The organism is Sediminibacillus massiliensis, assembly GCF_900156915.1.
Classification (GTDB): Bacteria; Bacillota; Bacilli; order Bacillales; family Amphibacillaceae; genus Sediminibacillus_A; species Sediminibacillus_A massiliensis.
The window spans coordinates 3,442,047-3,468,336 of the sequence record NZ_LT732535.1; the positions used below are offsets into that span (position 1 = coordinate 3,442,047).

At 41.1% G+C, this 26,290-nt stretch carries 24 protein-coding genes; 15 read left to right on the forward strand and 9 right to left on the reverse strand.

Going from position 1 to position 26,290, the window contains the following annotated elements:
- Positions 1 to 35: 35 nt before the first annotated feature.
- Positions 36 to 1,097: a M24 family metallopeptidase gene (locus tag CZ434_RS17910; protein ID WP_077624375.1), complete on the reverse strand. Its 1,062-nt coding sequence runs from the start codon at positions 1,095 to 1,097 to the stop codon at positions 36 to 38.
- 371 nt (positions 1,098 to 1,468) lie between these two features.
- Here CZ434_RS17910 and CZ434_RS17915 point away from each other — a divergent pair, with 371 nt between their 5' ends.
- Both CZ434_RS17915 and CZ434_RS17920 read left to right on the forward strand, forming a co-directional pair.
- On the forward strand, positions 1,469 to 3,184 hold the full coding sequence (locus CZ434_RS17915) for a peptide ABC transporter substrate-binding protein (RefSeq protein WP_077624376.1): 1,716 nt from the start codon (positions 1,469 to 1,471) through the stop codon (positions 3,182 to 3,184).
- 180 nt (positions 3,185 to 3,364) lie between these two features.
- Positions 3,365 to 3,658: a hypothetical protein gene (locus tag CZ434_RS17920; protein WP_077624377.1), complete on the forward strand. Its 294-nt coding sequence runs from the start codon at positions 3,365 to 3,367 to the stop codon at positions 3,656 to 3,658.
- Positions 3,659 to 4,157: 499 nt separating this feature from the next.
- Here the strand turns inward: CZ434_RS17920 and rpoN are convergent, their stop codons facing one another.
- The 6 genes from rpoN to CZ434_RS17950 form a co-directional block, all read right to left on the reverse strand.
- A complete protein-coding gene (gene rpoN, locus CZ434_RS17925) occupies positions 4,158 to 5,498 on the reverse strand; it encodes an RNA polymerase factor sigma-54 (RefSeq protein ID WP_077624378.1) in 1,341 nt (446 codons plus the stop codon).
- Between the two features lie 65 nt (positions 5,499 to 5,563).
- Entirely contained in the window at positions 5,564 to 7,018 is a 1,455-nt protein-coding gene (locus tag CZ434_RS17930) for an aldehyde dehydrogenase family protein (protein ID WP_077624379.1), read from the reverse strand.
- Between the two features lie 30 nt (positions 7,019 to 7,048).
- Complete coding sequence (locus CZ434_RS17935; RefSeq protein WP_077624380.1) at positions 7,049 to 7,936, reverse strand: dihydrodipicolinate synthase family protein; 888 nt, start codon at positions 7,934 to 7,936, stop codon at positions 7,049 to 7,051.
- Between the two features lie 42 nt (positions 7,937 to 7,978).
- A complete protein-coding gene (locus tag CZ434_RS17940; RefSeq protein WP_077624381.1) occupies positions 7,979 to 9,184 on the reverse strand; it encodes an NAD(P)/FAD-dependent oxidoreductase in 1,206 nt (401 codons plus the stop codon).
- On the reverse strand, positions 9,177 to 9,515 hold the full coding sequence (locus CZ434_RS17945; RefSeq protein WP_077624382.1) for a (2Fe-2S)-binding protein: 339 nt from the start codon (positions 9,513 to 9,515) through the stop codon (positions 9,177 to 9,179). The genes CZ434_RS17940 and CZ434_RS17945 overlap by 8 nt, the downstream gene beginning before the upstream one ends.
- Positions 9,516 to 9,517: 2 nt before the next feature.
- The gene (locus tag CZ434_RS17950; protein WP_077624383.1) at positions 9,518 to 9,784 is read right to left on the reverse strand and encodes a (2Fe-2S)-binding protein; all 267 of its coding nucleotides are present in this window, start codon (positions 9,782 to 9,784) and stop codon (positions 9,518 to 9,520) included.
- Positions 9,785 to 10,016: 232 nt separating this feature from the next.
- Here CZ434_RS17950 and nhaC point away from each other — a divergent pair, with 232 nt between their 5' ends.
- Entirely contained in the window at positions 10,017 to 11,435 is a 1,419-nt protein-coding gene (nhaC, locus tag CZ434_RS17955; RefSeq protein ID WP_077624384.1) for a Na+/H+ antiporter NhaC, read from the forward strand.
- 46 nt (positions 11,436 to 11,481) lie between these two features.
- Here the strand turns inward: nhaC and CZ434_RS17960 are convergent, their stop codons facing one another.
- Positions 11,482 to 13,221, reverse strand: a complete 1,740-nt coding sequence (locus CZ434_RS17960; RefSeq protein WP_077624385.1) for a sigma-54 interaction domain-containing protein — start codon at positions 13,219 to 13,221, stop codon at positions 11,482 to 11,484.
- Between the two features lie 139 nt (positions 13,222 to 13,360).
- On the opposite strand from CZ434_RS17960, the gene CZ434_RS17965 reads away from it, so the two are divergent.
- The 3 genes from CZ434_RS17965 to CZ434_RS17975 are packed head-to-tail and all read left to right on the forward strand — an operon-like array spanning position 13,361 to position 16,520.
- Positions 13,361 to 14,536 carry an NAD(P)/FAD-dependent oxidoreductase gene (locus tag CZ434_RS17965; RefSeq protein WP_077624386.1) on the forward strand — a complete coding sequence of 392 codons (1,176 nt, stop codon included), beginning with the start codon at positions 13,361 to 13,363 and terminating at the stop codon, positions 14,534 to 14,536.
- The gene (locus CZ434_RS17970) at positions 14,533 to 15,558 is read left to right on the forward strand and encodes a proline racemase family protein (protein ID WP_077624387.1); all 1,026 of its coding nucleotides are present in this window, start codon (positions 14,533 to 14,535) and stop codon (positions 15,556 to 15,558) included. The genes CZ434_RS17965 and CZ434_RS17970 overlap by 4 nt, the downstream gene beginning before the upstream one ends.
- Before the next feature lie 17 nt (positions 15,559 to 15,575).
- Positions 15,576 to 16,520: a proline racemase family protein gene (locus tag CZ434_RS17975; protein WP_077624388.1), complete on the forward strand. Its 945-nt coding sequence runs from the start codon at positions 15,576 to 15,578 to the stop codon at positions 16,518 to 16,520.
- Positions 16,521 to 16,595: 75 nt separating this feature from the next.
- Here CZ434_RS17975 and CZ434_RS17980 read toward each other — a convergent pair whose 3' ends face one another.
- Complete coding sequence (locus tag CZ434_RS17980; protein ID WP_077624389.1) at positions 16,596 to 17,348, reverse strand: YqcI/YcgG family protein; 753 nt, start codon at positions 17,346 to 17,348, stop codon at positions 16,596 to 16,598.
- Positions 17,349 to 17,586: 238 nt separating this feature from the next.
- Between CZ434_RS17980 and CZ434_RS17985 the strand changes: the two genes are divergently transcribed.
- From CZ434_RS17985 to CZ434_RS18025, 9 genes are all read left to right on the forward strand, one after another.
- Complete coding sequence (locus tag CZ434_RS17985; RefSeq protein WP_077624390.1) at positions 17,587 to 18,204, forward strand: spore coat protein; 618 nt, start codon at positions 17,587 to 17,589, stop codon at positions 18,202 to 18,204.
- 440 nt (positions 18,205 to 18,644) lie between these two features.
- A complete protein-coding gene (locus CZ434_RS17990) occupies positions 18,645 to 19,133 on the forward strand; it encodes a PH domain-containing protein (protein WP_077624391.1) in 489 nt (162 codons plus the stop codon).
- Positions 19,130 to 20,653, forward strand: coding sequence for a PH domain-containing protein (locus CZ434_RS17995; RefSeq protein ID WP_245831019.1), 1,524 nt, complete (start codon positions 19,130 to 19,132; stop codon positions 20,651 to 20,653). Before CZ434_RS17990 ends, CZ434_RS17995 begins: the two co-directional genes overlap by 4 nt.
- Before the next feature lie 221 nt (positions 20,654 to 20,874).
- Positions 20,875 to 21,528, forward strand: coding sequence for a TetR/AcrR family transcriptional regulator (locus CZ434_RS18000; protein WP_245831020.1), 654 nt, complete (start codon positions 20,875 to 20,877; stop codon positions 21,526 to 21,528).
- A gap of 3 nt (positions 21,529 to 21,531) precedes the next feature.
- On the forward strand, positions 21,532 to 22,440 hold the full coding sequence (locus tag CZ434_RS18005) for an ABC transporter ATP-binding protein (protein WP_077624393.1): 909 nt from the start codon (positions 21,532 to 21,534) through the stop codon (positions 22,438 to 22,440).
- Positions 22,440 to 24,041, forward strand: coding sequence for an ABC transporter permease (locus tag CZ434_RS18010; RefSeq protein WP_077624394.1), 1,602 nt, complete (start codon positions 22,440 to 22,442; stop codon positions 24,039 to 24,041). Before CZ434_RS18005 ends, CZ434_RS18010 begins: the two co-directional genes overlap by 1 nt.
- Positions 24,042 to 24,186: 145 nt before the next feature.
- Positions 24,187 to 24,663, forward strand: coding sequence for an SRPBCC family protein (locus tag CZ434_RS18015; protein ID WP_077624395.1), 477 nt, complete (start codon positions 24,187 to 24,189; stop codon positions 24,661 to 24,663).
- Between the two features lie 2 nt (positions 24,664 to 24,665).
- Positions 24,666 to 25,316, forward strand: coding sequence for a YdeI/OmpD-associated family protein (locus tag CZ434_RS18020; protein WP_077624396.1), 651 nt, complete (start codon positions 24,666 to 24,668; stop codon positions 25,314 to 25,316).
- 152 nt (positions 25,317 to 25,468) lie between these two features.
- Positions 25,469 to 26,017: a glycerol-3-phosphate responsive antiterminator gene (locus CZ434_RS18025; protein ID WP_077624397.1), complete on the forward strand. Its 549-nt coding sequence runs from the start codon at positions 25,469 to 25,471 to the stop codon at positions 26,015 to 26,017.
- Positions 26,018 to 26,290 lie beyond the last annotated feature (273 nt).

Below are 26,290 nucleotides of genomic sequence, written 5' to 3' on the forward strand. Positions count from 1 at the left end.
TGATGGATCAACCATCACTTTTTTGCATGCCTATATTACAGAACGATCATATCCTTTGTTGACCCTGTTAAAATTTCGCATCCTTCGTCGGTTACTAATACATCGTCTTCGATTCGAACACCTGCTTCATTAGGGAGATAGATTCCAGGTTCTATCGTAATCACCATATCAGCCTCTAATGTGTCTGTAGAACGGGTGGACATAAATGGGTTTTCATGTATTTCCAAGCCGATTCCATGGCCTGATCCATGTCCATAAAATTCTCCATATCCTTGGGAAGTGATATAGTCTCTCGACAATGAATCGGCTTCTTTGGCAGAAAGGCCTGCCTTGATTCCTTGTGTTTGTCTTGCTAATGCCTCATGTACAATATGATATATTTCTTTCCATTTTTCACTGATACTGCCTACAGCGATCGTTCTGGTCATATCCGCGCGATAATCATCATAATAAGCTCCGAAATCCATTGTTACAAGGTCGCCTTCCTCAATTTTTTTGTTGCTCGCCAATCCATGAGGCAGGGATGCTCTGTACCCGGAAGCGATGATCATATCAAAAGCAGAAGATTTTGCACCAAGTTCCCGCATTTTTCTTTCTAATTCATTAGCGACTTCAATCTCTGATTTACCTGGTTGGATAAAATTCAAGATGTGGATGAATGCTTGGTCAGTAATGTCCACAGCTGTTTTTATTTTTTTCATTTCTTCTGTCGTTTTTATCATCCTAAACTGTTGAATGAATCCCTTAAGAGGGATCAATTCGGATGCGATTACCTTTTTATAACTTGAATAACTATCAAAACTGATATCGATTGATTCAAATCCCAGACGTTTTATGTTCAACTCTTTTGTTTGTTTTGCTAATTCCTTTGTTAAATCTCTTCCACCATTGATTACCTCAAATTGGGTGGCTTGATTTGTTGCCTGGTCAACATAACGGAAGTCAGTCAAAAGCATGGCTTTACTGGCTGTAATTAATAGAATGCCGGATGAACCAGTGAAGTGTGAAACATATCTTCGATTGTATCCGTTGGTAATCATTATTCCATCCAAGTGATCTTCTTCTAACCTTTTCCTTATTCTTTTTAAAATACTCATGTCACTTAGGGCCCCTTTAAATAGATTTGGTATATATATTGCAATATCTATGCCAAAGAAATAATTCAAAACGTGAAGATTTCATGTCAGCAAATGTGACAAACATGTGTCTAAATCTTTTGCATGCTGTGTCTAAAGGGTAAGACAGGGTGTACATAAAATTAGATTCCAACATTCGGACCTGTATGAATTAATTGAAAATTAAGAAAAAATGACTACTTAAACCTCATTTTAAACCAACAATCAAAAGTTGGCACTTATCTTGCAATAGTGAAAGTAAGGAGAAAGCGGAGGGAGGGCCACAACCGTTTATTTTTATGGAAAAAGGTTTTGTCGTTTCTATTTATAAATCAATAAGGGGGACTCATTGGATGAAGAGTAAGAGTAAATTTCTGTCGTTGATCTTATTTATTGTACTTAGTGCTGTTCTGATTGGGTGTACTGGTGAAGGAGAGACATCGTCGGCTGAGGACAATCAAGATCAAAATGAGACTACTGAAACAGAACAGGGCACAGAAGGTACGGAAGATTCAGAAGCTGGAGATTCTAAACAAGTTTTAAATCTAGTTGAGGGTGGAGACTTAACGACATTGAATTCTCTGGAATTAATGGATGTATTAGCTAGTAAAACTTTGAACAATGTCATGGAAGGTCTTTATCGATTGGATAAAAATCATGAGCCTGTTCCAGGTATGGCAGAGGGTTATGAAGTGTCTTCAGATGGAAGTACTTATACTTTCAAGTTGAGAGAGGATGCTGTCTGGAGTAACGGTACACCGGTTACTGCAAATGATTTTGTATTTGCTTGGAAAAGAGCCCTGACACCGGAAACATTATCACCTTTTTCTTATATGATGAATGATATTAAAAATGCTGCAGAAATTCAGAATCAAGACAGCGAATTATATGGTGCTGTCGATGAACTGGGAGTAGAGGCGGTTGATGACCATACGTTAAAGGTTGAATTGGAGAATCAAATTCCTTACTTTGTCAGCTTGGTAACCTACCCATTATTTTTCCCTCAGAACCAAGAGTTTGTAGAATCCAAAGGCGATCAATATGCACTTGAAGCCGAGAATTTAATTTATAACGGACCGTTTACGTTAACTTCATGGGATCACGGTACTGGTTGGACTTACGAGCCAAACAAAGACTATTGGGATAGAGAGGCTGTTAAGCTGGATAAAATCGAGGTGAAAATTGCTTCTGATAATAGTACAAGAGTCAGTTTGTATGAAGCAGGGGAAATCGATATGACAGAAATTACTTCAGAGTTTGTTACGAAGTATGCCGGTCACGAAGATTATACTCATGTATTGAAGCCGGAAGTTTACTTTATGAGGATTAACCAAACGAATAAATATTTGGCTAATGAAAACATCAGAAGAGCCATAGATATGGGATGGGATAAAGCCGGAGTGGCTGAATCACTGTTGAACAACGGCTCTGTACCTGCCAATTATCTTGTACCAAAAGAGTTTGCTTTCAGTCCTTCTGGTGAGGATTTCAGAGCTAAATATCCTGAGTTTAATAACGAAGGAGTAGAAGCAGCTCAAGACTATTGGCAACAAGGACTGTCAGAATTAGGAGTGGATAGTATCGAATTAGAACTAATAAGCTATGAAGATGACCAGAGAGGGAATGTCGCGGCATTCATCAAAAACCAGCTTGAGACAAACTTGGAAGGGCTGACAATCCAAATTCAAAACTTGCCAAACAAAGTGAAGCTGAATCGTGAGGTCGAGATGGATTATGACTTGTCATATGGTGGGTGGAACCCGGATTATCAAGACCCGATGACCTTTGTAGATTTGTTTGTCACAGATGGTACTAGTAATTTAACAGGCTATTCTGATGAAAAGTTCGACGAATTGGTTTTGGAAGCTAAAACAGATACAGCTGATTTAGACAAACGATGGGAAAATCTGCAGGAAGCTGAACGTATCTTAATCGAGGAAGATGTGGCGATTTCTCCAATGTACCAATCAGGTCAGGCCATGCTTACGAAACCATATGTGAAGGATCTGATCACGCATCCATTTGGCGTATTTGGCTCTTACAAGTGGACGTATATTGAAGGGAAGTAATAGATCTAGATTGGAGGGACCCTTTATCGTCGGGTCCTTCTTTCTTGTCTTTTCATACTAGAACAAAGAGAAGGCTTCCGCTTTATGGGAAGCCTTCTTAATTTTTATTATTCATTTTTTTGTCTCTTTTCGTAAGTATTGTTGCTTTTTAAATTTAGCTTTGAGGGGAACTACGACATAGTGAAATTTCTGCATTGTGAAGTTTTCATTCCTTCTGATGTTAGTTGTGTGCTAACCCAACGCTGCGGTAAAATACTCGCTTTCCGCGGGGAACGCTTCAGCCTCCTCGCTGGCAAAAAACGCCAACTGTGGGGTCTTCAGACTGTTCCTTTCCCGCAGGACTTTGAAAAGACCTCCTTGAATTTACACCGCACGCAGAAAATCGACCTTTATTTTCAAGGAGTCTCGCATTTTACCGCAGCTTGTAATGGAACTCTTTATTTGAAAGAGGAAATAACAGTTGAGGAGTTATAGAGATTTTTCTACCCAAAAAATGTAGAGAGTCCCAAACAGCGGAGGCAGAACACTTCGCTCGGCCTCACCCAGGTACTTTGAATAAGCTTCCTTGCTCCATTGGGACTGCGATTACTCGTCCCATCTAAGATCTTTGCTGTTCCCATAGGAAAAGGTAAGCTACGACAGTATCACTTAGCACGAAGAATATTGGTTTGTATTTTCGAGGAGTCTACGTGTTCTGCTTCGCCTTTAGGGGCTTTCTGAATTTTGTTTAGGAAATACCACATATTAGACATATTTCAGGACCATTTATCGCTTTATCAGAAATCTACTGAAAGCGGAGGAAAAATGCGACACTCCTGGGGGAAGAGCAGCTTCCGAAGACCCCGCAGTGAGCGCTTTTTGCTCAAGAGGAGGCTGAGGTGCTGCCCCCGGAAAGGGAGTATTTTTCCGTAGCGCTGGACTACCACTCAATCCGAAAAGAATGAAAGGAAGCCAGAAAAAGTTATGTCGCAGTTTATGGTAATCCAGAAACACCGGTCTTCTTGAAAACATCCTTTCTTTTAGAAGAGGGTGGTATATTCATTTGCACCCTGTACTTTGCTACTGTCCTTCTCGATACACAAATATCTTGTTGTTGTAACTGCGAAGTGATGGCTTGGTCTGATAGTGGCTTTCTAACTGATTCAGCTGCAATCATCTCGCTTATCATCTTCTTGATCAAATGGGAGGATGCCTCCGTCCCGTTTTTCAGCTTTAAGGCTGAAGAGAAAAAATACTTCATTTCGAAAATGCCAAAAGGAGTTTGTACGAATTTGTTGGTTGTAGCTCTGCTCACGGTTGACTCGTGCACACCACATACTTCTGCTATTTCTTTAAGCGTTAATGGATCTAAGAAAAAGGGTCCTTTCCTGAAAAAATTATATTGTTTTTCCGTTATGGCCTTCATTATCTTCACTAATGTTATTTTTCTTCGTTCGATACTTTGGATCAGCCAGCGGAAATTTTTATATTTATTCTGCAGGTAAATGGATGCTTCAGACTTTTTGTTGAGCGTACTTAAATAATGATGATACTCTTCATTCATTTTTATCTTGGGAAGCGTATGGTCGTTAATTCTGATTACAATGTTCCCTTTTTGAAAAGAAACGTTTACGTCTGGTGTAATGTAAGTGGGTTTGAACTTTTCGATATTTGCAGCGGGTCTGGGATTTAGCGATTTAATGATAGAGTATGCATGGTCGATATCCTTGTTTGTGACAGCTAATTTTCGTTCAATGAATTTTTGATTTTTTTCAGCGAATTGCAAAAAGTAATTTTTGATTATTTCTTCAGCAACTTTTTCTTGAGGATGAAAGTGGTTTAATTGAATGAGAAGACAATCGATAAGGTTTCTTGCTCCCACTCCGATAGGATCTAATTGTTGTATCTTTTTTAAGCAGCCAGCAACTTCTTCTTTGGCGACTCTCAAATGCTCAGCTGTAGATTCAAGGCTCTCTTCGAAATAGCCTTTGCTATTTAGCATCAAAATGATGTAGTTCATGATTCGGTGTTCTTTCTTTGAAATCTTTAGAAAAGAAAGCTGATTAAGGAGATGCTGGCTCAATGTGTAGGAATCATTATTTATGTAATCAATAGGATTGGTGTACTGTGAGATATTATTCGTCGATCGAGGCGGCCTATCATAGGTATGATTAGAATTGGTTTCTTCCAATTCGATAAAAGGATTTTCTAATGATTGATCTTGTATGAACTCTGCAAGTTGTAAAGATGAGTATTGTAATAATGAAATGGCTTGTTGTAGTTCGGTTGTCATCGATAATCTGATTTTCTGTTCCTGGACCAGACCTAATTCCATGTTTTCACCTCCAAAATGGGTTGGTAGTAAAACCGGAGAAAGATTAGCATCTTTCTCCGCTGTGTTTACTCATACTTAATGGCACATGTTTTAATATTGGAATAGAATTTCAGAGCCTCCTGACCTTGTTCCCGCGTATGTGAACTTGATTGCTTTAACCCTCCAAATGGGGCCTGGTACTCCACACCGGCTGTCTCCAAATTCACACGCACCATTCCAGCCTCTGCATCTTCTAAAAACTGGTGGGCTTTAGCCAAGTTCGTTGTAAAGACTGAACCGCTTAATCCGTATTTTGTATCATTAAAGGTGTCGATTGCTTCTTGATAATCCTTTACCTTTAAAACGGCAGCTATAGGTCCGAATATTTCATCTTGAAATAGTGGGTGGCTTTTTGATATACCCTCTATAACCAATGGATTTACATAGTAGCCATCTTCTGAAAGTTCATCCTTGTTTTCATGGATTATATTGGACTCCTTCTTTGCCAGTTCTACATAAAGATTTACTTTACGGTGTTGTTCTTTCGAAGCAACCGGTCCTAGGTATGCGTCCTTATCGAGAGGATTCGTAAGTTTTACCTTTTCCATCTCGCTTTTAATAGCTTCTATAAAGGAATCATAAATCCCTTCTTCTACAATAATTCTGCTGGATGCAGTGCATTTTTGCCCCGCTGAGCGAAATGTGCCACTTACAATGGCGGGCACAGCAGTGTTTAAATCTGCATCGTTTAGTACGATAGCGGCATTTTTCCCGCCCATCTCCGTTTGATATTTGATATTGCGCTGGGCACAGACTCCGGCCAGCCTAGTGCCGGTATAGGTTGAGCCAGTAAAGGATAGTCCATTAATTTCCGCTTCTTCCGTTAAGTATGTGCCTACTTCTTTGCCTTTACCTATCACTAGGTTGATAACACCTTCCGGCAGATCCGCTTCCTCGAAAATCCGGCAAAGCTTGTAAGCAGTCAGTGACCCATTTTCGGCAGGCTTCCAAATAATTGTGTTACCACAGATAAGTGCCGGGGCTAGCTTCCATATAGGTATGGCAACAGGAAAGTTCCAGGGGGTAATCAATCCCACAACCCCTAATGCGATTCTTTTCGTGTACTGCAAGACTCCATTAGCGGAAGACGGGATAACATCACCGTCTGCCCTTACACCTTCTGCTGCATAGTATTTCAGAAGCTGTATCCCGCGAGCAACTTCGCCTTTCATTTCTCCGATCGGTTTTCCCATTTCTCGTGTTGCTAACTCGGCTATTTCATCTGTGTTGTTTTCCAGCGCGGTTGCCATAGCATAAAGGTAATTCGCACGTTGGTTTCCAGTTAGCTTTCTCCAGTGAGGTAAGGCTTGGTGCGCGGCTTTTTCTGCTAAGGCTACTTCCTTTTGACTGGAAAAGGCAATTTCACCAACAGGTTCATTTACATTGGCGGGATTATATCGAAGAGATCGTTCGCCATTTCCGATTTCCCACTTGCCATTGATCCAGTTTGTTGCCACTAAAGGGCTGTGTGTGATGTTCATCTTACCAACTCCTTTCCCAAAATATTCGGGTTAAACTTGCTTGGATAGTGGTTTTACTGCTTCGTGGTAAGCCTTTTGAATATTTGCATACTCTTCATTCGTTAATGGAAGACGCGGTGGACGTGTTGGACCGACCGGTTGATCTGCCAGCTCCATCATGTATTTAATTGCCTGGACTAATTGTGGTTCGGCGTCATAGTGAAATAGTGGAAGCATTTTCCTGTATAGGGGGAGTGCTTCTTCCACTTTTCCTTCCCTTGCCAAGTTAAATAGTTGAACTCCTTCTTCAGGCAGGGCATTCGGTACACCAGAGATCCAGCCGGTTGCTCCGCAAAGTGGGCCTTCCATCGACAAATCATCCACCCCTATAAGCACTTCCAGGTCGGTTTTTGCTTTGATGTCATGGACCCTTCGAATGTCGCCACTGAACTCTTTTACACCAACCACATTGTCGATTTTCGCTAGTTTGGCGAGGAGGTCAGGTGTTAGATCTGTCGCATAATCCCGTGGATTGTTGTATGCAATAATAGGTAAGCCGACTTTTGATAGTTGTTCATAATGATAGATTACTTCATTTTCCAATGGATTATAATTGATTGGAGGTAAGGCCATGATTCCTTCAGCTCCATGTTGTTTCGCATGCTCTGCCCAAAATACAACATCTCTTGTCGCCGGGGCTCCTGTTCCGACCACGACCGGTACTTTATTTTTGCTGGCTTCCATCACTGTTTCTACTACTTTAGCTCTTTCTTCATGAGTTAATGTCGCATATTCACCAAGCGATCCATTAGGGATTAATCCAGCAACACCTTTACTGATCATCCATTCACATATTTCATACAGACGTTTTGTATCCAGGCTGAAATCTTCTTTCATCGGTGTAACGAGGGCGACGTAGACTCCTTTAAACTTTTCCATCAAAACACTCCTTTTGTTTTTTCTATAATTACAATGCAAAAACTATGCCAACAAATCATTGCTGCCTTGGTAGAGATCGTCCCGGCCCTGGCTGATGTCGGGATGGAATTTGATTGTGGCATTTTCTCGTTCTTTTTTGACTAGCTGTCGTGCAGTATCTAATTGTTGGTGGTTTTCTAATAGATTCATATCTTTAGCAATACTCAGGCCCGCTACGGTACCTTGTCTAATTGCAATTTTTGCGCTTTCTATTCCGGTAATGTTCCCTGCAACATACAGGCTTTCCACAGGTGTGCACATGTTCTCGTTGTGAGCGGGTATGTGTCCTCCTAAAGATGGGATATACTTCATTGGACAATCGGTCAGGGCGATCAATTCGGACAGAGGATATAAACCGCCGGCAATACATACAAAGTCAACATCGATGGTTCTGTCTGTACCATCGATAATTTTTCCTGACGACGTCACACGAGCAACCCGCACCGCTTCCACTTGAGTAGTGCCAATAATCTCTATTACTTGTGTCCTCAACCTTATCGGCACCCCCCAAACCTTAAAACCGCTGTTTGGATAAAAGGCAAGTGCCCTCTCTTTTAACCAGGATGATTTTTGGATAAGAGCCCCACCATATCGTAATAGTGGGGAAGGGGCCAGGTGTGAAAGTGTTGACAGGGTATTTAATACTTGCTTGGGGTTACTCTCTTGTTCACTTAAAATGGTCTGTGGTGGGAGCACCATAGAATCGATATCGACATCTGCCAGTTTTAGTTCATGGGCAATGGCCATGGAAAGAACATTCAGACCGACGATTATTCCTTTTTGTCCGGGTTTTACTTTATGTACATTAGTCATTACCTGAGCTGCTCCGATAGTCATCACGCCAGGCAAGGTCCAACCCGGAATTGGTATGCTTCGTTCCGCCGCTCCGGTCGCTAGTAACAACGCTTCAGCGGTGAAGACTTTTTTGTTCGTTTGTACTTCCCATTGCTTCGCGACTTTTCTTATATGATGGACACTTGTATGATAGTGGATTTCGACGGGAAGCTTTTTGACCTCTGACTCCAGCTTTCCCGCCTCTTCTATACCGTTCCACCAAACACCGTTTGGTTCCTGGTGCAGTTGGCCTAAAAGTCTTCCACCCGGTTTGACAAACTCATCGACTATAGTGACTTCAACACCTTGTCGGGCTGCGGTTATGGCAGCTGATAACCCTGCCGGACCAGCCCCGATTATCAATAGACTACTCATGATAGACCCCTTCTTTAAAAGGTGCTGGCAGCCTTTTGCCTGATTGAATAGTCATTCCTTCTGCCAATTCTGTCAGGCAGGCTCTCTGTACATGATGTTCGTTAATTGTAACCCTGCATTCAAAGCAATGGCCGATATTGCAATAAATACCGCGAGGAGATTCTGTTTCTTCATGATGGCGGAGCGTCCGGATATTGTTGGCGAGCAGAGCACTTGCAATCGTGTCGCCCTGGTACCCTGATAGAACTTTTCCATCAAAAGTGAAGTTGATCTCCTGTCTATCTTGGTCTATCGATAATATTGGGTGGTTTTTAATACGCAGTTGTCCCAAAACTATTCACCTCCGAATAACTTAAACGGTACCGGCCTTACTGGCGGGCGATATTTTAATGGAATGTCATCTGTGATGGCTTCCTGATTTATGTTTGCAACTATTTGGTCAACAAAATTTCTGCAAGTTCTGCCACCGCATTGCCCCATACCTGCTCTAGTTCTTAATTTTGCCTCACGGGAGGAACAGTTGAATTCTTTTACCGTTCGATAAATATCCTTGTAACTAACTTCTTCACATCGACATATCACATAATCTCTGTCTGTCATAGGCCCCCTCCTTTTGAAAAATGTAATGCAAGAAGCGTGCCAAAAACGTTCACCTTTAAAAGTTAAGAAAAATTGCCCTTGGAAACAATTTTCTAAGAAAGTGGATTGTTGGTGTAAAAAAGTCTAGACAAATACATAGGAAATTTTGATATAGGTAACCGGGAGAAATGGCATAGTTTTTGCAACGGAATATTATGAAGACTTTTCAATCTTAAAAGGAGGAGTTAGATTTATGAGTCGTGTTCAAGAACCCAAACTATTCGAGGTCATTGGGGTATTGGTATTGTTTTTAATCATCATGTTCTTGTCTGTGTCCACTTTCGCCTTACCGATTCAATTAGCTTTGTTTGCGTCATGGTTTCTATTCATTGGTCTGGGTATGAAACTGAAGCATACTTACAAAGAGCTGCAGGATTCCATTCTGACGGGAATTTACAATGGACTGGAAGCTACATTAGTATTATTCACTGTGGGGGCACTGATTGGTACCTGGATCGCAGGCGGGGTGGTTCCTGGTCTTATTTACTATGGACTGCAAGTGATTCATCCATCTATCTTCTTGTTGGCCACAATGATTATTTGTTCGATAACAGCTTTGGCAACAGGGACTTCGTTCGGGACGGTCGGTACAGCCGGGATTGCAATGATGGGAATTGGAGCCAGCTTCGGCGTGCCGCTGCCACTCGTAGCGGGTGCAGTTTTGTCAGGCGCGTACTTTGGAGATAAAATGTCACCTTTGTCTGATACAACCGTGATGACAGCATCCTTAGCCAAGTTAGATGTTATTGACCACGTAAAAGGAATGCTGCGGATAAGCTTGCCAACTTATGTCATAACCGGGGCATTGTTCACAATAGTTGGCTTTTTCTATGTCAATGGTTCAGCAGACCTTAGCAGAGCGGAAGAGGTAGCGGCAGCTTTACAGGCTAACTTCAACATTGGTTGGTATGTGCTGATTCCGGCGGTAGTGGTTATTACATTGTTAGCGATGAAGAAGCCATCGATTCCCGCGATTACATTTGGTGCTTTCCTGGGTATTGTGTGGTCCATCGTGTTTCAAGGTATGCCAATTATAAACTCTATTGAAATCGCTTACACGGGGTTTGTAATCGACTCGGGAATTGACTTTTTGGATAGCCTTTTAAATTCAGGGGGAATCGAGGCAATGCTCGGTGTCATTGCACTCATTTTGTTAGCTCTGGGACTGGGTGGTTTAATGGACAGGATCGGCGTGTTGTATGCCTTCAGCAATCTGTTCAGAAAATGGGTTGATAAAGGGTCTAGGAAATCAGGCAGGCTTACCGTTTCCACGTTGCTTTCTGCATTCTTTGGTAATGTTTTTGGAAGTGCAGCCTACGTTTCCATGATTACCGGTACAAAAATCACAGAGAAACTTTACGAAGAGCATCGAGTGGATAAACGGGCTTTATCAAGAAATACGGAAGCTGGTGGAACACTAACGGCGCCAATGGTCCCTTGGTCAGATGCAGGTGTCTATATGACTGCAGTATTGGGGGTATCAACGTTACAATACCTACCGTTTATGTGGCTGAATTTCGTTAGTATTTTGGTCACGCTTTATTTTGGATATAAGGGTCTTTATTTTTACCAGGATGATAAGGGAAAAGCCGATATAGACCAATCCGCTTAAATTAATAAGGAAGACGTCGGTAAATCCGATGTCTTCCAAATCACCATCAAAGACCAAGTTTGTTTATTTTATTATATAAGGTAGCACGTGACACTCCCAGCATATCGGCGACTTTATTTTTGTTTTCCGTTTTTAACAGTGCTTGCTTGATATAATCCTTTTCAAACTCCTCTAAAGCTGTTTTTAAAGGAAGTATCGACTCTTCATCGATTGTAGCTGCCGGAGAAGGATCTATGTGCCTGATTTCTTCTTGATTGTCTTGACTCATTATCATCTTAGATGGTAAATCTTCTGCATCTAACTTACCCTCCGTAGAGAAAACTACTAGTCTCTCCATCGTATTTCGGAGTTCTCTTATATTCCCGGGCCAATGATAGTTCATTAATTTTTGCATGATGGATTTCGGTATTTCATGGACTTCCCGGTCATACCTTTCAGAGAATTCATAGAGAAACATATGACTCAACTCCATAATGTCATCCATCCGTTCTCTTAAGGGTGGTATTTTGATACTTACAATGTTCAATCTATAATATAAGTCCTCCCGGAATTCACCCAACTCCACTAATTTTTGCAAGTTTTTGTTAGTAGCAGAGATGATTTGGCAATTAACTTTTTTTACTTTCGTCCCGCCGACAGAATAAAATGTCCCCTCTTGTAATACGCGTAATAGCTTTACCTGCATGTCTAGTGGTAATTCTCCAACCTCATCCAGGAATAGTGTACCGCCTTTGGCTAGTTCAAATTGTCCTTTCTTACCTTGAGAGTTAGCACCGGAAAAAGCCCCTTTTTCATAGCCGAACAACTCACTCTCGAATAAAGAAGCAGGGATGGCTCCGCAGTTTACTGCAACAAAAGGAGCGTTCTTATCGTTTCGTAATTCATGGATCGCTTTGGCAAACAATTCTTTGCCAACACCCGATTCTCCGTAAAAGAGGACTCTTGCCTCCGTAGTTCCAATTTGTCTAACTTTCTGGATTGTCTTTTGAACAGCATAGCTTGTTCCTACAATCGAACGAAAAGGATTGGGCGAAGTTTCGCCCAGGACTTTATGTCTTAAGTCTTGGATGGTCTTATTGGCATTGACCAGTTTTTCGCTCAAATGCACTTGCTTTGTAACATCTGTTTCAGATACGACCACGCCAACGATTTTATCGCCGATTTTAACCGGGTTCGTATTGATTAACACAAACAAGTCTTCTCTTGGTTGATGCTGTTTTCGTCTAACACTTTCCCCTTTTTGCAGGGTTATGATATTTTCCAACATTTTTTCAGGAAAGAAGTCAGTCATCGGTTTGCCGATGATGTCTTTTCTCTTGATCGAAAATATACGTTCAGCCCCAGTAGTCCAGACCACTGTTTCATAGGAGTCGTTGATTACTGAAATGCTGCTGTCTGTTGTGTCTAAGATTGTATCGTAATAAGCTTTTAAATATATGTATGAGTAAAGGGTGGTAGATGCTAAAGTAGATACTTTCATGTAACCAATTGGAGTGGATGATTCTGTGACTAAAAGGTAATCGCATTCCGTGATTTTTATCTGAATATCTTTCCATGAATCATGTATATCAATTATTTGTGCTGTATAGGCGGGCAAGCTCTTGTTGGGGTTATTGAGGTGTTGAATATCATTGATTGTTTGAGCAATCAGTCGATCAGGATGATTAATAAATAATATTTTAGCTCCAATGTTATTTGGTGGGGGAGCTGAGGGGGCGGAAGCTTTATCCCAGTAAATAAAATCAGTTTGAATTAATTCTTTAATAGAAGGTAGTAAATGTTTCATCTTATCCTCCTTATCTATGACACTTTATATAAGAATTTAAACACATTTTCCGATTACTGTCTAATTTTTTAGAAAATTTAGTGTTTTTAAAGTTGGCATAATACTTGCATTGGATTAAGTAGTAGAGGAGGGAGCATACGTGTCATTTCAGACAGATGTTGCAATTATCGGCGGTGGAATTATCGGTTGTGCGGTAGCGTATTATGCGTCTAAATTAGGCTATCAAGTTACTGTTATTGAAAAAAATGAACTTGCCAGTGGAACCAGCTCCCATTGCGATGGGAATATTCTCGCGATTGATAAAGATCCAGGATTTGATAGTCAGATGGCCTGGGAGAGTCAAAAGCTGATCGACCAATTATCAAAAGAATTACCTTTGGAGTTTGAATATAGATTGCCGGGGAGCATATTGGTGTGTGAAACAGAGGAGGAAATGGAGGCTGCCCAGAGATGGGTGAATCTACAAAAAGATGCAGGGCTTCCTTTTCGAATGTTAGATCGTCAGGATTTGAAGTTTGAATCGAAATATCTAGCAGATGATCTGTTAGGTGGCCTGGAATGTGGTACGGATTCAACTGTTAATCCATACCTTTTGTGTTTTTCCCTTTTTGAAGGAGCCAAACAAAATGGAGCTCAATTGAGAAAAAAAACAGCAGTTAAAAACGTGGATTACAAGCATTCTTTTTATCATATAGAAACAGATCAAGGCGACATCCGTGCAAAGTACATAGTGAACTGTGCTGGAGTGTGGGCCCCGCATGTAGGGGAGATGCTTGATTTGAAAATCCCCATTTCACCGAGGAAAGGGCACATATTAGTATCTACCCGGCAAGTGCCGGTTTCGCCAAGAAAAGTGATGGAATTCGGTTACTTAATGTCTAAATTCGGAGGAGAAAGAAGGGTCGATGAGAAGACGGACAAATATGGGGTCGCACTGGTTTTTGAACCAACCCAGAGTCAAAACTTTCTGCTTGGTTCAAGCAGAGAGTTCGTCGGCTTCGATACTAATGTCAATTGGGATGTGGTAGGTACCATCGCCAGAAGGTGCATGCGTTTTTATCCGAAAATGAAAGACATGGACTTGTTGCGAGTCTATTCTGGGTTAAGACCGTGGACGAAGGATAATCTTCCAATTATTTCAGAAGTGGAACAATATCCCGGCTATTTTATTGCAGCGGGCCATGAAGGTGATGGAATAGGTTTGGCGGCCATTACGGGGAAGGTGATTTCCGAGATGATTAATGAGGATAAAACTTCCATAGATATAGATCCGTTACGCTTTGACCGATTTGAAAAGAAGGAGGTAATTCTTTGAAAGTAGATCGCTTAGTCACAACCATTGATACCCATACAGGCGGAAATCCTACCAGGACTGTCATAAGCGGGGCTCCGAAGCTGGAAGGCAGCACCATGAGTGAACGGATGCTTTATATGAAAAACAACTGTGACTGGTTTCGGCAGGCTCTCATGAATGAACCTAGGGGGCACGATATCATGTCGGGTGCTATTTTGCAGGAACCATGCCATCCAGAAGCGGATGTCGGCGTGATTTTTATTGAAACGGGTGGCTATTTACCGATGTGCGGCCACGATACAATAGGATTTTGTACAGCTCTGGTAGAGGGCGGATTGATCGCTTACCAAGAACCGTTGACTAAATTGACACTTGATACACCTGCAGGGTTGGTGAAAGTCGACATTCTAATCGAGAATGATAAAGTGATTTCCGTTTCATTTACCAATGTTCCGTCATTTTTATACAAAATAGTAAAGTTGAATGTAGCGGGGATAGGTGATGGAATAGCTATCGACATCGCGTATGGCGGCAATTTTTATGGCATTGTTTCTGCCGAGGATATTGGACTCGAATTACTGCCATCTAATGCAGAACAGATTATTGAAAGGGCTATTGCAATAAGAAGAGCAGTGAATAGCCAAGTAGAAATTATACATCCGGAGAATCATTTCATAAAAGGTTTGACCCATATCGAATTTTCCACAAATCCCAGTAATCCTGATGCCGACATAAAAAATACTGTCGTTGTACCACCTGGAGGGATTGACCGTTCGCCATGTGGCACGGGTACATCAGCCAAAATGGCCACACTGTATTCCAAAGGAGAGTTGAAATTGAATGAGGAATTTGTACATGAAAGCATTGTAGGTTCCCTATTTAAAGGACACATTCGCGAAATTACTAAAGTAGGCGGGTACGAAGCAACGATTAATTATATTGGTGGATCTGCATGGGTCACAGGCCATCATCAATTTGTCTTAAATAAAGAAGACCCACAGCTTACCGGATTTTTATTAATTCCTGAAATGGAAGATCATTAATAACGGAGGTGAGGCAATTGAAGGTCAACCACTATATAAATACAGTAGATGTCCATGCAGCCGGTGAGTCAATACGTATTCTAGATATGGATCCTCTTGTGAAAAGAAAAACCACGATGCAGGAATACCGAAAAGAACTAAACGGAGAGCGTTTTTCAGGACAATGGAAAACGTTATTAGAAGAACCTAGAGGACATAACGAAATGAAGCTATGTATCATAACACCGCCAGTCACAGAGGATGCTGATGCAGGAGTATTGTTTAGAAATGTCGATGGAGAACTTTCCAATTTAAACTATGGAGCAATTGGGGTGGCTACTGTTCTGGCGGAAGTCAAGAACATTATAAAAGACAAATATGTATTTGATTCGCTTACAGGCCAAGTGGAAGTCTTTGTTCAATTTGATGATGAAAAGCAACAAGTCAAAGAAGCGAAAGTCGTGGAATCCAGTTCTTATAAGGAGCAAGTGAATGTCAAAGGTACGGAAATAAATATTTTTAAGGTTAATGGTGAAGAGACTGCCGTCATCGATAGTAGTTACGTGGATGTGGTACTGTCTGTCAATCACTTAAAGGATGTAAAGGAAAAGGCTGTTTGGTTGTTTGAACAAAATGAACTGAATGCTGTCAGTAAACTACTAATTGTTCATGGAACAAGTCCCCGGCAAATAACCCATTTAGCTATAGACCGGAATCTGCATATTGAACGTTCCCCTTATCGTTCGTCAGCTGCCCATATTGGTTATTTGCTTCAACAAAGCAGCATTAGCCGAGATGAGAGTAATTTTAAAGTAGTTAATTTTTTGAATAACCAAGTTGAATGCCATGTACTAAATTATTCCGAATCTGACTTCAGTTTCAATCTGCAAATAGACATTCGCGGAAAGGGCTTTATAACTGGATTACATCGATTTGTTATTGATCACTCCGATCCTTTAATGGATGGTTTTTTGGTGAAATGAGATTACATATAGGGATTAAAAAACCTCAAAGTCTTCCTTTGAGGTTTTTGGTTCTTGTGGCAAGTGCCTTTTCCATTATTTCTTATTTACCGACAACAAGTTAATAAATTGATGATACGGACACTTAGCAATTGTGGTATCGTCATCACGTAAAAAATATTGCCTCCACTCATAATTATCCTCTGCACCATAACTATTTAAATCAGGATGGATGTGGGTTGAGTCATATTTGGACAAGCGCTTTCGAATGTGCCTTTTTATCTTTTCTGCATGTGTCTGGTTTTTATTGAATTTTTGGAGTACCCATCTTGGAGTGATCGCCAGCATCATCGTATCAAAGTATCTGCTTTTTCTATTTATATGTGCTGGTGTGGCACAATACATAAAATACCTTTCTCCATGGAAACAAAACTCCCAAATAGGATTGTTTGGATCTGTTGGGATGTCGCCTGGCCATTCGCTAGTATCTATCGCCGACAGTCCGCTCAAATTTCTCCAAAAAAGCTGTTCATAATCCGTAACAGTACAGGTCTCGAGTAACTCCTCCGGCAATTCATAAAAGACGATGAGAGAAGTATAATCCCCATATTCTTTTGCGTTTTTTGTATATTCCGTCAATATATCGGCAAGGGCTTCTATCGTTGACATCATCCGGGGATCCCCGATAAAACCATATCGGAGTTGATTCATTGAAAACCCGATCGTCGCTGGTATACAAGGAAATGGTTTCTTATTATCGGACATTTTTACTTTGAATTGCCTCAGCGTTGTTTTTTCCCAATCACTAAGCTTACTTCTATTATGGGTATCGTGATATAAACCATTCATCTTAACAACCTCCAGTAGCTTTTATAATGTATTCAACTTTGGTGGCGCCAGGTGAATACCTACTGAGAAATGGGCTTGTTTTATTGTCAAGATGGTCGTGGTCTGCTCTTTAAGGAGAGCTTTACAAGAAGCGTTTACTTTTGAAGCCGTCGATGCAGTTACTCTTTGAAGAATGATACATAATTGACTCCTTAGAGGAAAATATATATTTTGATCGATAAAATAGGAGGTCTTCAGTATGGCTAAAAATCAAAACCAGATGCAAAATCCGCAAAATGCGGTAAACCAGGCGATGAACCTTAATCATGGTGCGCACGAAGTTCTTGACTCGCATGAATTGATTGGCTGCGTTATTGGAGTATTGGAGCAATATCAATTGTACAATCAACATATTCAGGATCAGGAACTGAAAGGGATCTTGCAGCGCCAATCATCTTTCTTGACGCAAACTTATAACACCATTGTGGAAAGTTTTCAAACGGGTCAAGATCCACAAGTACCGACACAACAGTATAAAATGCAGCAAAGCAACGAAGTTACTTATGGATTGAAGGCAAGTCAGCCCAAGAAGCCAAAACAGTCTGTGAATGAGCTTACAGATGAATGCTACTCCTCGTTTATGCTGGGACAAACAAAAGCAGCCTCGTCTACTTTCACAATGGCAGCCGCAGAAATGAATAACCCGGTATTGCGCCGTATAGTCGCAGACAGTGTGCCGAATTTAATTGAAATGAGCTATGAGTTATTTTTGTACCAAAATAAAAATGGTTATTATCAGGTTCCGCAACTTAATCAGCAGGATATGACCACGATGTTACAAGCGTATACGAAAGCTCCTCAACAGGGCATGCATTAATGCATGAATAGCGAGGTTGGGACATAATAAAAGTGTTTAACTGAGATACGAACAAAGAACGAATTTAGCGGATGAAATATACGCAGACACCTTCGGGGCGAGTGGGATAGGTGAGATCCCGCAGCTGGAGCAGCGAGGATGCTCACCACCCGCCCAGCGGAAAGTATATTTCAGGAGCGATTATACGCACCGCATTTGTATTGTTCGGATTCTTCACTAGTCAAAATACTTTTGTCCCAGCCTCGTATTTTTTGTTAAATAAATCAATTATGGTGGAAATGCGGATTGTGAAACTTTTTTATCCGAGTCGTCGTATTCCTAATAACAAGGTATTGGGGGGAGAGCGACAGTTTAATGAGAGGAAAAGGATACAAACGTTCCATTACATTAATTATAGTTTTGATCATTAAAATGCTAAGTACTGTAAGGAGTTCGCTGCTATGAATGATAGGAAATTAAAAAATAATTTATCGCCTTCTTTTACCAAAATAAGAATCGTTTCTGAAACCATTGGTAATATTGTCGGTTTTATCGTATTGGGTGTACTTTTTTGGGTGGATCGCTTTTTCGCTTGGCCTGATTGGGTGTTTTGGGTCTTGGTTGGCCTGGTCGGAATGGCTGTATGCAGCACTGTCTGGTCAATCTTTGAATCTACCTATCTATATCGAAGTTGGAGTTACCAGTTTGATGATGAATATCTTCAGCTAAGCTATGGAATTTTTAAAAAACAATGGGTGACCGTTCCGATGACAAAGATACAGTCGGTCTCCATCAGTCAAGGTCCGATTATGAAAAGATACCGGACGCGTGCCATCCAAGTAGAAACGATGGGTTCATCCCATGCAATTCCCGCTTTGGAAGAGAACGTCGCATACGAGTTAAGGGAAACATTAGCGGAATATGCGAAGCTAAAGGAAGTGGATGAATGATGAGGTATCATCCACTAACAATCGGTTTTCGTATCTTTCAATTAGTGAAAAACAGTTTATTGATTGCCATTATTCTATTTGTCATGAGGAAAGATTCCGACTTCTGGCTTATCGAGTACGGAAGATATGCATTTGTTTTATTTTTTATATGGCGGCTTTTTTATATTATTATCGCTTGGTTTTTCGAGAGGTATGAATGGAAGGACCGTACGTTTCATATACATAAAGGGATTTTCATAAAACAAACGAGTGCTATTCCATTTTCAAAAATTCAAAATGTGACGAGGAAGACAAGTTTTTTTCACAAAATGGCGGGGCTTACTTCTTTAACTTTTGAAACGGCAATGGATGGAAAAGATGATGCAATCCACTTTGAAATTTTATCGAAGCAGCATGCCGGTTATTTGATTGAGTTAGTACAGCTAAAGGAGAAAGGCTTCCAAGAATCAGAAGCTGATAGTACTGATGAAGAGGTAGTGGATTGTCCAGAAAATGATGTAAAACAAGAAGACGTTCACGTGCCAACTCGTACGGTTCATTTTACTCCACAAAGAAAAGACTTGTGGAAAGCAAGTTTCACTTCATTGAGCTTTCTGGCAATCATTCCGGTAATTGCTGGTGTTATGGATTATTTGGAGCCTTTTTTACCTGATGCAAACCAGGCAGAAGGCTTGTTCCGGGGGCTGATAAAAAGTGGGTGGCTGCTTTTTATCATTATTGTCATAGCCATTATTGTTGCTGTCATTTTCGGGGTTGCGAGAACATTCATCCACTATGGCAAGTATGAAATCTCTTCGGATGCAAGCCACATTTATATTGACAGAGGAATATTGGACGAAAGTTATTTTGCAATCGAAAAGAGAAAGGTTCAGGGACTGGAAATGCAGCAAACATGGTTAAAGCGGATATTTGGGTTAGCTGAAGTAAAATTAATCAGTTCTTCCAATCCTGGTAGTGGTGATGGGACGGTTAATGTTAACTCGCTCTATCCTTTTTTGCCCATGAAACAGGCTTATCAACTAATAGAAGATTTACTTCCCATTTATCGGTTGAATGGAAAATTAGAAAAGCTCCCTCGCAAGTCTTTATATATCAAGCTGTTGAAACCAAGCTGGGTTTGGATGGTGGCCACTATTGGATTAGCTTTTTTTAGACCCCGTTTCTTTCAGATGGATCAAGCTTGGTGGATTGTCAGTCTTACTCTACTTTGCTTTATTTTGTTACACCGGATTCTTGATTATATCCATACAAGATATGCAGTGACTTCAGACCAGGTGCAATGGTGGAACGGTGGCCTGACAAACCGCATGTTTATAACGAAACGGAAAAATATTATTGAAATAGCTCATTCCCAAACAATGCTGCAAAAATATTTTCATGTGGCCTCTATTAAGACGATGAATCGTTCTATTCCGGCTCATATCGAGACCATTGATGACATTCCGCTCGCTTACGCACTGGCTATCGAAAATTGGTATTTAAATCGTCAAGAGGATGTAGAGCTTAAGATAATCGATTAAATGAAGTACAGCCATTTGAGCCACATCTCAATCGCTGTTTCATAAAAAAATATAGAATGAAGCATACTGTCTGTTGTCAGATAGTATGCTTTTTCTTTTATCAAAACGCTTTCCCCGGGTTATCTCACACTGCTCAATTTCCCGAAAATTTGTCGCAAACTTCTTTTTGACCAACCCGGTCATTTGTGGTAAGTTTAAAATGACCGGGTTGGTCATTTGTTGTGAGAGGAGTCAGAAACATTAATAATAAATTTTTCAGTTTGAAGACGGAAAAGCAGGAACGCATTGTCAATGCTGCAATGAAACAATTTGTGCAGAACGGTTTTGAGAAAGCATCTACAAACGAAATAGTCAAAGAAGCAGAGATTTCGAAAGGCTCGTTGTTCAATTATTTTAATAATAAAAAAGACTTGTACCTGTATTTGATCGATGAAGCAATTAAAATTCTGGATGTTATCTTTGGTGAAATGGACTTGGAAGAAAGGGATCTTTTTAAACGCATCAGTCAGGTAGGGTTGGTCAAGTTAAAGATACAACAAAAGTATCCGTTAGTATTTGATTTTCTGAAAGCGACCCGGGAGGAAGAAGCTGCAGAAGTCAAACAAGATGTTGAACGAATAATGGGTAATATTATGGAGAACGGTTTGAATAGAATCTATGAAAACATCGACTGGTCAAAGTTCCGGGAAGATATCGATCCTGAAAAAGCCCTTCATATCCTGAATTGGACGATGGTCGGCTTTGGGGAAATGCAAATGGAAAAAATCAAATCTTTTAAGAACATGGAGACGGGGCTTGGAATGGAGCTGATCAATGAATGGAACAGCTATTCAGACATTTTGAAACGTTGTTTCTATAAAGAAGCGGGGGATTGAGCGATGAGCTTATTAAAAGTGACCAATTTAACTAAAAGGTTTGGCAAATTCACTGCCTTGGATGGGGTTAATTTCGAAGTGGAGAATGGGGAAGTGTTAGGCTTTATCGGACCGAATGGAGCAGGTAAATCGACCACGATCAGGGTGATGTTAGGAATAATAAAGGCAACAAGTGGTGAAGTGAAGATTTTTGACAAGGACGCCTGGAAGGACGCAGTAGAAATTCATAAACGGATTGCTTATGTGCCGGGCGACGTGAATTTATGGCCCAACTTGACCGGTGGAGAGGTCATCGATTTGTTTGGAAAATTAAATGGTCAAACAAATAAGGGAAAGCGCGATGAATTAATAAAGAAGTTTGATTTGGATCCATCAAAAAAGTGTCGGACCTATTCCAAAGGAAACCGTCAAAAGGTCGCCCTTGTTGCTGCCTTTTCCACGGATGCAGACCTATATATTCTGGATGAGCCCACTTCTGGTCTAGATCCGTTGATGGAAAAGGTTTTTCAGGAATGCGTGATGGATGTTAAGAGACAAGGCAAAAGTGTACTGCTTTCCAGTCATATTTTATCAGAGGTAGAAAAGCTGTGCGACCGGGTCAGCATCATCCGGCAAGGCAAGATTATTGAATCCGGATCTTTAAATGAATTGCGGCATTTGACCCGGACCCAAATGCTGGTCGACACCAAACAGCCCGTCACGGGTTTACAAGACATGGAAGGGATCCATGAGTTGGAACAAACTGATCAAGGTTTATCTTTTCAGGTTGATAGTGACAAAATGGATGTAGTGATCAAGCATATCAGTCAATTTGGTATCGTTAAGCTGGAAAGTGCGCCTCCGACTTTGGAAGATTTGTTTATGCGCCATTATGAAGGGACGAATAAAACGGGAGTAGGTGATGAGCGGTGATGACTGGCGATTTAGGTGCCAAGATGGGTTCTCTCTCCCGGTTCATTTTCCGGCTTGATCGGTTCCGGATCCTTGTTTGGATTATTGCTCTGACTTTTTTTACGATAATTGTGCCAACTGCTTTTCGGGATTTATACGGTTCCCAAGAGGAAAGAGATGCGATGGCACAGACGATGGCAAACCCGGCGATGACAGCCATGACAGGTCCTGCAGATTTAAGTAATTATACAATGGGTGTTATGACAGCTCATCAAATGTTGCTTATGACTGCTGCAGTGGTGGGACTGATGAGTATTCTGCTTGTCACCCGCCATACTCGAGCCGATGAAGAGGATGGCCGCCTTGAAATGATCCGTGCATTGCCAACAGGACGCCTTTCCTATTTGAATGCATCGTTACTGGTTATAACCTTGACATGTGGGGGACTGGCACTGATTAATGGTCTAGGCCTATATGCACTTGGCATTGAGAGTATGAATTTGGAAGGTTCTTTATTGTACGGCACAGCCTTGGGTGCTACCGGTACTTTTTTCGCTGGTGTAACTGCTGTGTTCGCGCAGTTGTCTGACAGTTCACGGGGCACAATTGGTTACTCGATTTCTGTACTGCTGATTGCTTATCTTTTTCGAGCTGTTACAGACGTAAGCAACGAAGGATTATCCTGGATATCACCATTGGCCTGGGTAACCAAGGCGGAGGTTTATGATACGAATAATTGGTGGCCGATCGTGTTGATGATCACTGTTTCTTTTGTTCTATATATTGCGGCGAATTACTTGAATGCCATCCGGGACCTCGACCGCGGCTTTCTGCCATCCAAACCAGGCAGAACAAACGCCTCTCGGTTTTTGCAAAGTCCGATCGGTCTTGCTTTAAGGCTGCAGCGGACGGGAATCATCTCATGGGCGATTGGGATGTATGTGTTAGGTGCGTCTTACGGATCCGTTTTAGGGGATCTGGAATCGTTTTTTTCTGAAAATGAAACGATGAAACAGCTGCTCCAGCCAGCGGAAGGGGTAACTTTGGTTGAACAATTTATACCTATGTTGATGATCGTCGTATCCCTGCTCGCAACAGTCCCTCCCGTTATGGCTGCAAATAAGCTGCGTGGGGAAGAGAAAAAGGATCGGATTGTCAATATTTTGGCCAGATCAGTTTCCAGAAAAAAACTATTAGGAAGTTATTTCCTCATATCAGTCATCAATGGTTTTGTCATGATTTCGCTCGCTGCATTTGGTCTTTGGTCTGCAGGAACGGCAATGGTCGAAGGAGGATTATCATTCGAGATGATTATTGGGGCAGCATTGTCTTATTATCCGGCAATGCTTGTCATGATCGGGGTGGCAATTCTATTGATCGGGGTTTTCCCAAAGACAACCAGCTTCATTTGGCTGTATGTATTTTATTCCTTTATCGTCCTGTATTTAGGCGGATTATTCCAGTTCTCTGACTGGATTGGCAAGATTTCTCCTTTTGGCCATGTTCCACAAATACCGATCGAAGATTTCGCCTACATGCCGTTGATACTATTGACAGTTCTTGCGTTCGTTTTGATAATAATTGGATTTATCGGTTTTAACAAACGGGATATAGAAAATTGAAAATAAGTGCCCCTGGTGTATGCCAGAGGCACTTTGGTTATGGAAGCCGGCATAGAAGGATTCACCATCATGTATGTTGAATTTATAGGGACAGGGAGCCGTTTACAGTCTTAAATTAAGTGAATATCCTAAGGAGGAAACTGGCTTGACCATTCGATTTGAAGTGAAAAAATCCATGCAAGTACCAAAACAAAAAGCCTATGAAGGATTGCTGGATCTAGATTCCGCAAAACAGTGGATGCAAGGATTAGTAAGAATTGAGCGATTGGACGAAGGGGCGATTGATGAGGGAAGTGAGTGGAAAGAAACAAGGAAAATATTTGGAAAAGAGGCAACAGAACATTTCGAAGTGCAGGAACTCCGGGAACCGGATAAGATCGTGCTGCGCTGCGATGGAACGAAGGGGACAACTGGCAAAGGGGAATACGTATTTACATACACGCTTGTCTCCACGACGGATCAAACAGAGGTTACTTTAGATGGCGAAATAAATGGACTTACCGGTTTGTCCAAGATGTTCGGGAAGATGATGGCAGGCACTTTTAAGAAAGCCTGTGCGAAAGACTTGGATGCGTTGAAAGGATACTTGGAAAAGAAAACTGTATATGAAATAAAGGAGTAGTTATGACTATCATTGATAAATTGAACTTGAATAAGTACCAAAATCTTGCAGTGATTCATGAACCGGTTGATTATGAGGTGTTTAATGGGTATCGGGCATCATTCTCGACTAACCATGATGCTATTTTCATTTTCGTCGAAACAACCGAGGAGATGGTAAGACACACCAATAGTATCCTGGATAATGGGCTATTGCTTGAAAAAGGGTACTTATTTTTTGCTTATCCGAAAAAAGGCAACAAGCGATATGATACGTTTATACACAGAGACGATATATTCCCTGCAATGAAAGTCGGAGAAAAAGGATATGTTGGAGATAGTGATTTGAAATTCTCCCGTATGGTGAGTATGGACGACGTATTTACGGTTATCGGATTAAAGCGGGAGAAGAGAACAGTTAAGCGGTCATCGGCCCCGAGTCAGTGTGTGGCAGATTATGAAGAACATGTAAAAGATATAGAGAACATGTTAGCAGACGATCCAAATGTGCTGATATTTTTTCAAGGCCTGACACCAGGCTATCAAAGGGATTGGGCTCGGTATATCTTTTCAGCAAAGCAACAGAAGACAAAGGAAAAGCGCCAGGTACAAATGGTCGATATTCTCTCACAAGGATATAAATCAATCGATTTATTCAGGCAAAGGAAGAAATAGCACTTTTAGGATTAAAAGTTATTTTGAATAACAGTGATGAAATGTTTCCACCTGATTTCCGGCAAGCACGGTACACGAAGAAGGACTGTCCGATAAGATTCTGCTAAAATTGTCTATACGATAATCGTGCAAGTGTGGAGAGGAGTATCAACATGGTTCAATTACAAGGCGTACTGCCTGCTATAAGAAGCATGAAGGACTTTGATCAAGTTCTTTCGAGCGACAAGGAATGCGTTATTTTCCTCGAATCACGCATATCCCAAATTTCCAGTCTTGTTGCTTATGCGAAAAAAAGCGGAAAAAAGGTGCTTGTTCATGCTGATCTTATTCAAGGATTAAAAGCGGATGACTACGGTGTTGAATATTTGGTGCACGACCTGAAAGTAGATGGTATTTTGTCGACAAGAGGGAATGTGATATCACTCGCCAAGAAACACAAGATAATTGCTGTTCAACGCTTGTTTGCCCTGGACAGTCAGGCAATTAATCATAACGTTAAGCTGGTTGAACGGCTGAAGCCAGACTACATAGAAGTGCTGCCGGGAATCGCGCCGTCTATATTGGCTGAAATTAACGAGCGTACCGGTCTGCCGATCATCGCAGGTGGATTGATACGAACAGATCAAGACGTGAAAAATGCCTTGGATAGTGGGGCGGTAGCAGTGACCACTTCCCGCTCGGAATTGTGGAATAGTAAATAACGGTCCAGTATAATGCCCGGCATTTCTTATAATACAGGAATGCCGGGCTATTTTTTCTGGGAAAAAATCCACTCATATGTTGACAGCGTTTTCAGTTTATATTAATCTAGTATTAACAAGTTAAGTAAATGTGTTAGAGAAGTGGAGCCCACACAGCAAACCGTGTACTTTTCCTAGGTATAAAGTACATGGGTGATTGTTGTGTGGGCTTTTTTGCGTTATTTTAATTGATGAGATGAGTTAGGTAGTATCAGAGATACTTTGCCATACATT

Excerpts from the sequence above, each read along its gene's own strand:
- CZ434_RS17910 (WP_077624375.1), bottom strand. The coding sequence starts at position 1,097 with ATGAGTATTTTAAAAAGAATAAGGAAAAGGTTAGAAGAAGATCACTTG.
- CZ434_RS17915 (WP_077624376.1), top strand. The coding sequence starts at position 1,469 with ATGAAGAGTAAGAGTAAATTTCTGTCGTTGATCTTATTTATTGTACTT.
- rpoN (WP_077624378.1), bottom strand. The coding sequence starts at position 5,498 with ATGGAATTAGGTCTGGTCCAGGAACAGAAAATCAGATTATCGATGACA.
- CZ434_RS17930 (WP_077624379.1), bottom strand. The coding sequence starts at position 7,018 with ATGAACATCACACACAGCCCTTTAGTGGCAACAAACTGGATCAATGGC.
- CZ434_RS17935 (WP_077624380.1), bottom strand. The coding sequence starts at position 7,936 with ATGGAAAAGTTTAAAGGAGTCTACGTCGCCCTCGTTACACCGATGAAA.
- CZ434_RS17940 (WP_077624381.1), bottom strand. The coding sequence starts at position 9,184 with ATGAGTAGTCTATTGATAATCGGGGCTGGTCCGGCAGGGTTATCAGCT.
- CZ434_RS17950 (WP_077624383.1), bottom strand. The coding sequence starts at position 9,784 with ATGACAGACAGAGATTATGTGATATGTCGATGTGAAGAAGTTAGTTAC.
- nhaC (WP_077624384.1), top strand. The coding sequence starts at position 10,017 with ATGAGTCGTGTTCAAGAACCCAAACTATTCGAGGTCATTGGGGTATTG.
- CZ434_RS17960 (WP_077624385.1), bottom strand. The coding sequence starts at position 13,221 with ATGAAACATTTACTACCTTCTATTAAAGAATTAATTCAAACTGATTTT.
- CZ434_RS17980 (WP_077624389.1), bottom strand. The coding sequence starts at position 17,348 with ATGAATGGTTTATATCACGATACCCATAATAGAAGTAAGCTTAGTGAT.
- CZ434_RS17985 (WP_077624390.1), top strand. The coding sequence starts at position 17,587 with ATGGCTAAAAATCAAAACCAGATGCAAAATCCGCAAAATGCGGTAAAC.
- CZ434_RS17990 (WP_077624391.1), top strand. The coding sequence starts at position 18,645 with ATGAATGATAGGAAATTAAAAAATAATTTATCGCCTTCTTTTACCAAA.
- CZ434_RS17995 (WP_245831019.1), top strand. The coding sequence starts at position 19,130 with ATGATGAGGTATCATCCACTAACAATCGGTTTTCGTATCTTTCAATTA.
- CZ434_RS18005 (WP_077624393.1), top strand. The coding sequence starts at position 21,532 with ATGAGCTTATTAAAAGTGACCAATTTAACTAAAAGGTTTGGCAAATTC.
- CZ434_RS18010 (WP_077624394.1), top strand. The coding sequence starts at position 22,440 with ATGACTGGCGATTTAGGTGCCAAGATGGGTTCTCTCTCCCGGTTCATT.
- CZ434_RS18020 (WP_077624396.1), top strand. The coding sequence starts at position 24,666 with ATGACTATCATTGATAAATTGAACTTGAATAAGTACCAAAATCTTGCA.
- CZ434_RS18025 (WP_077624397.1), top strand. The coding sequence starts at position 25,469 with ATGGTTCAATTACAAGGCGTACTGCCTGCTATAAGAAGCATGAAGGAC.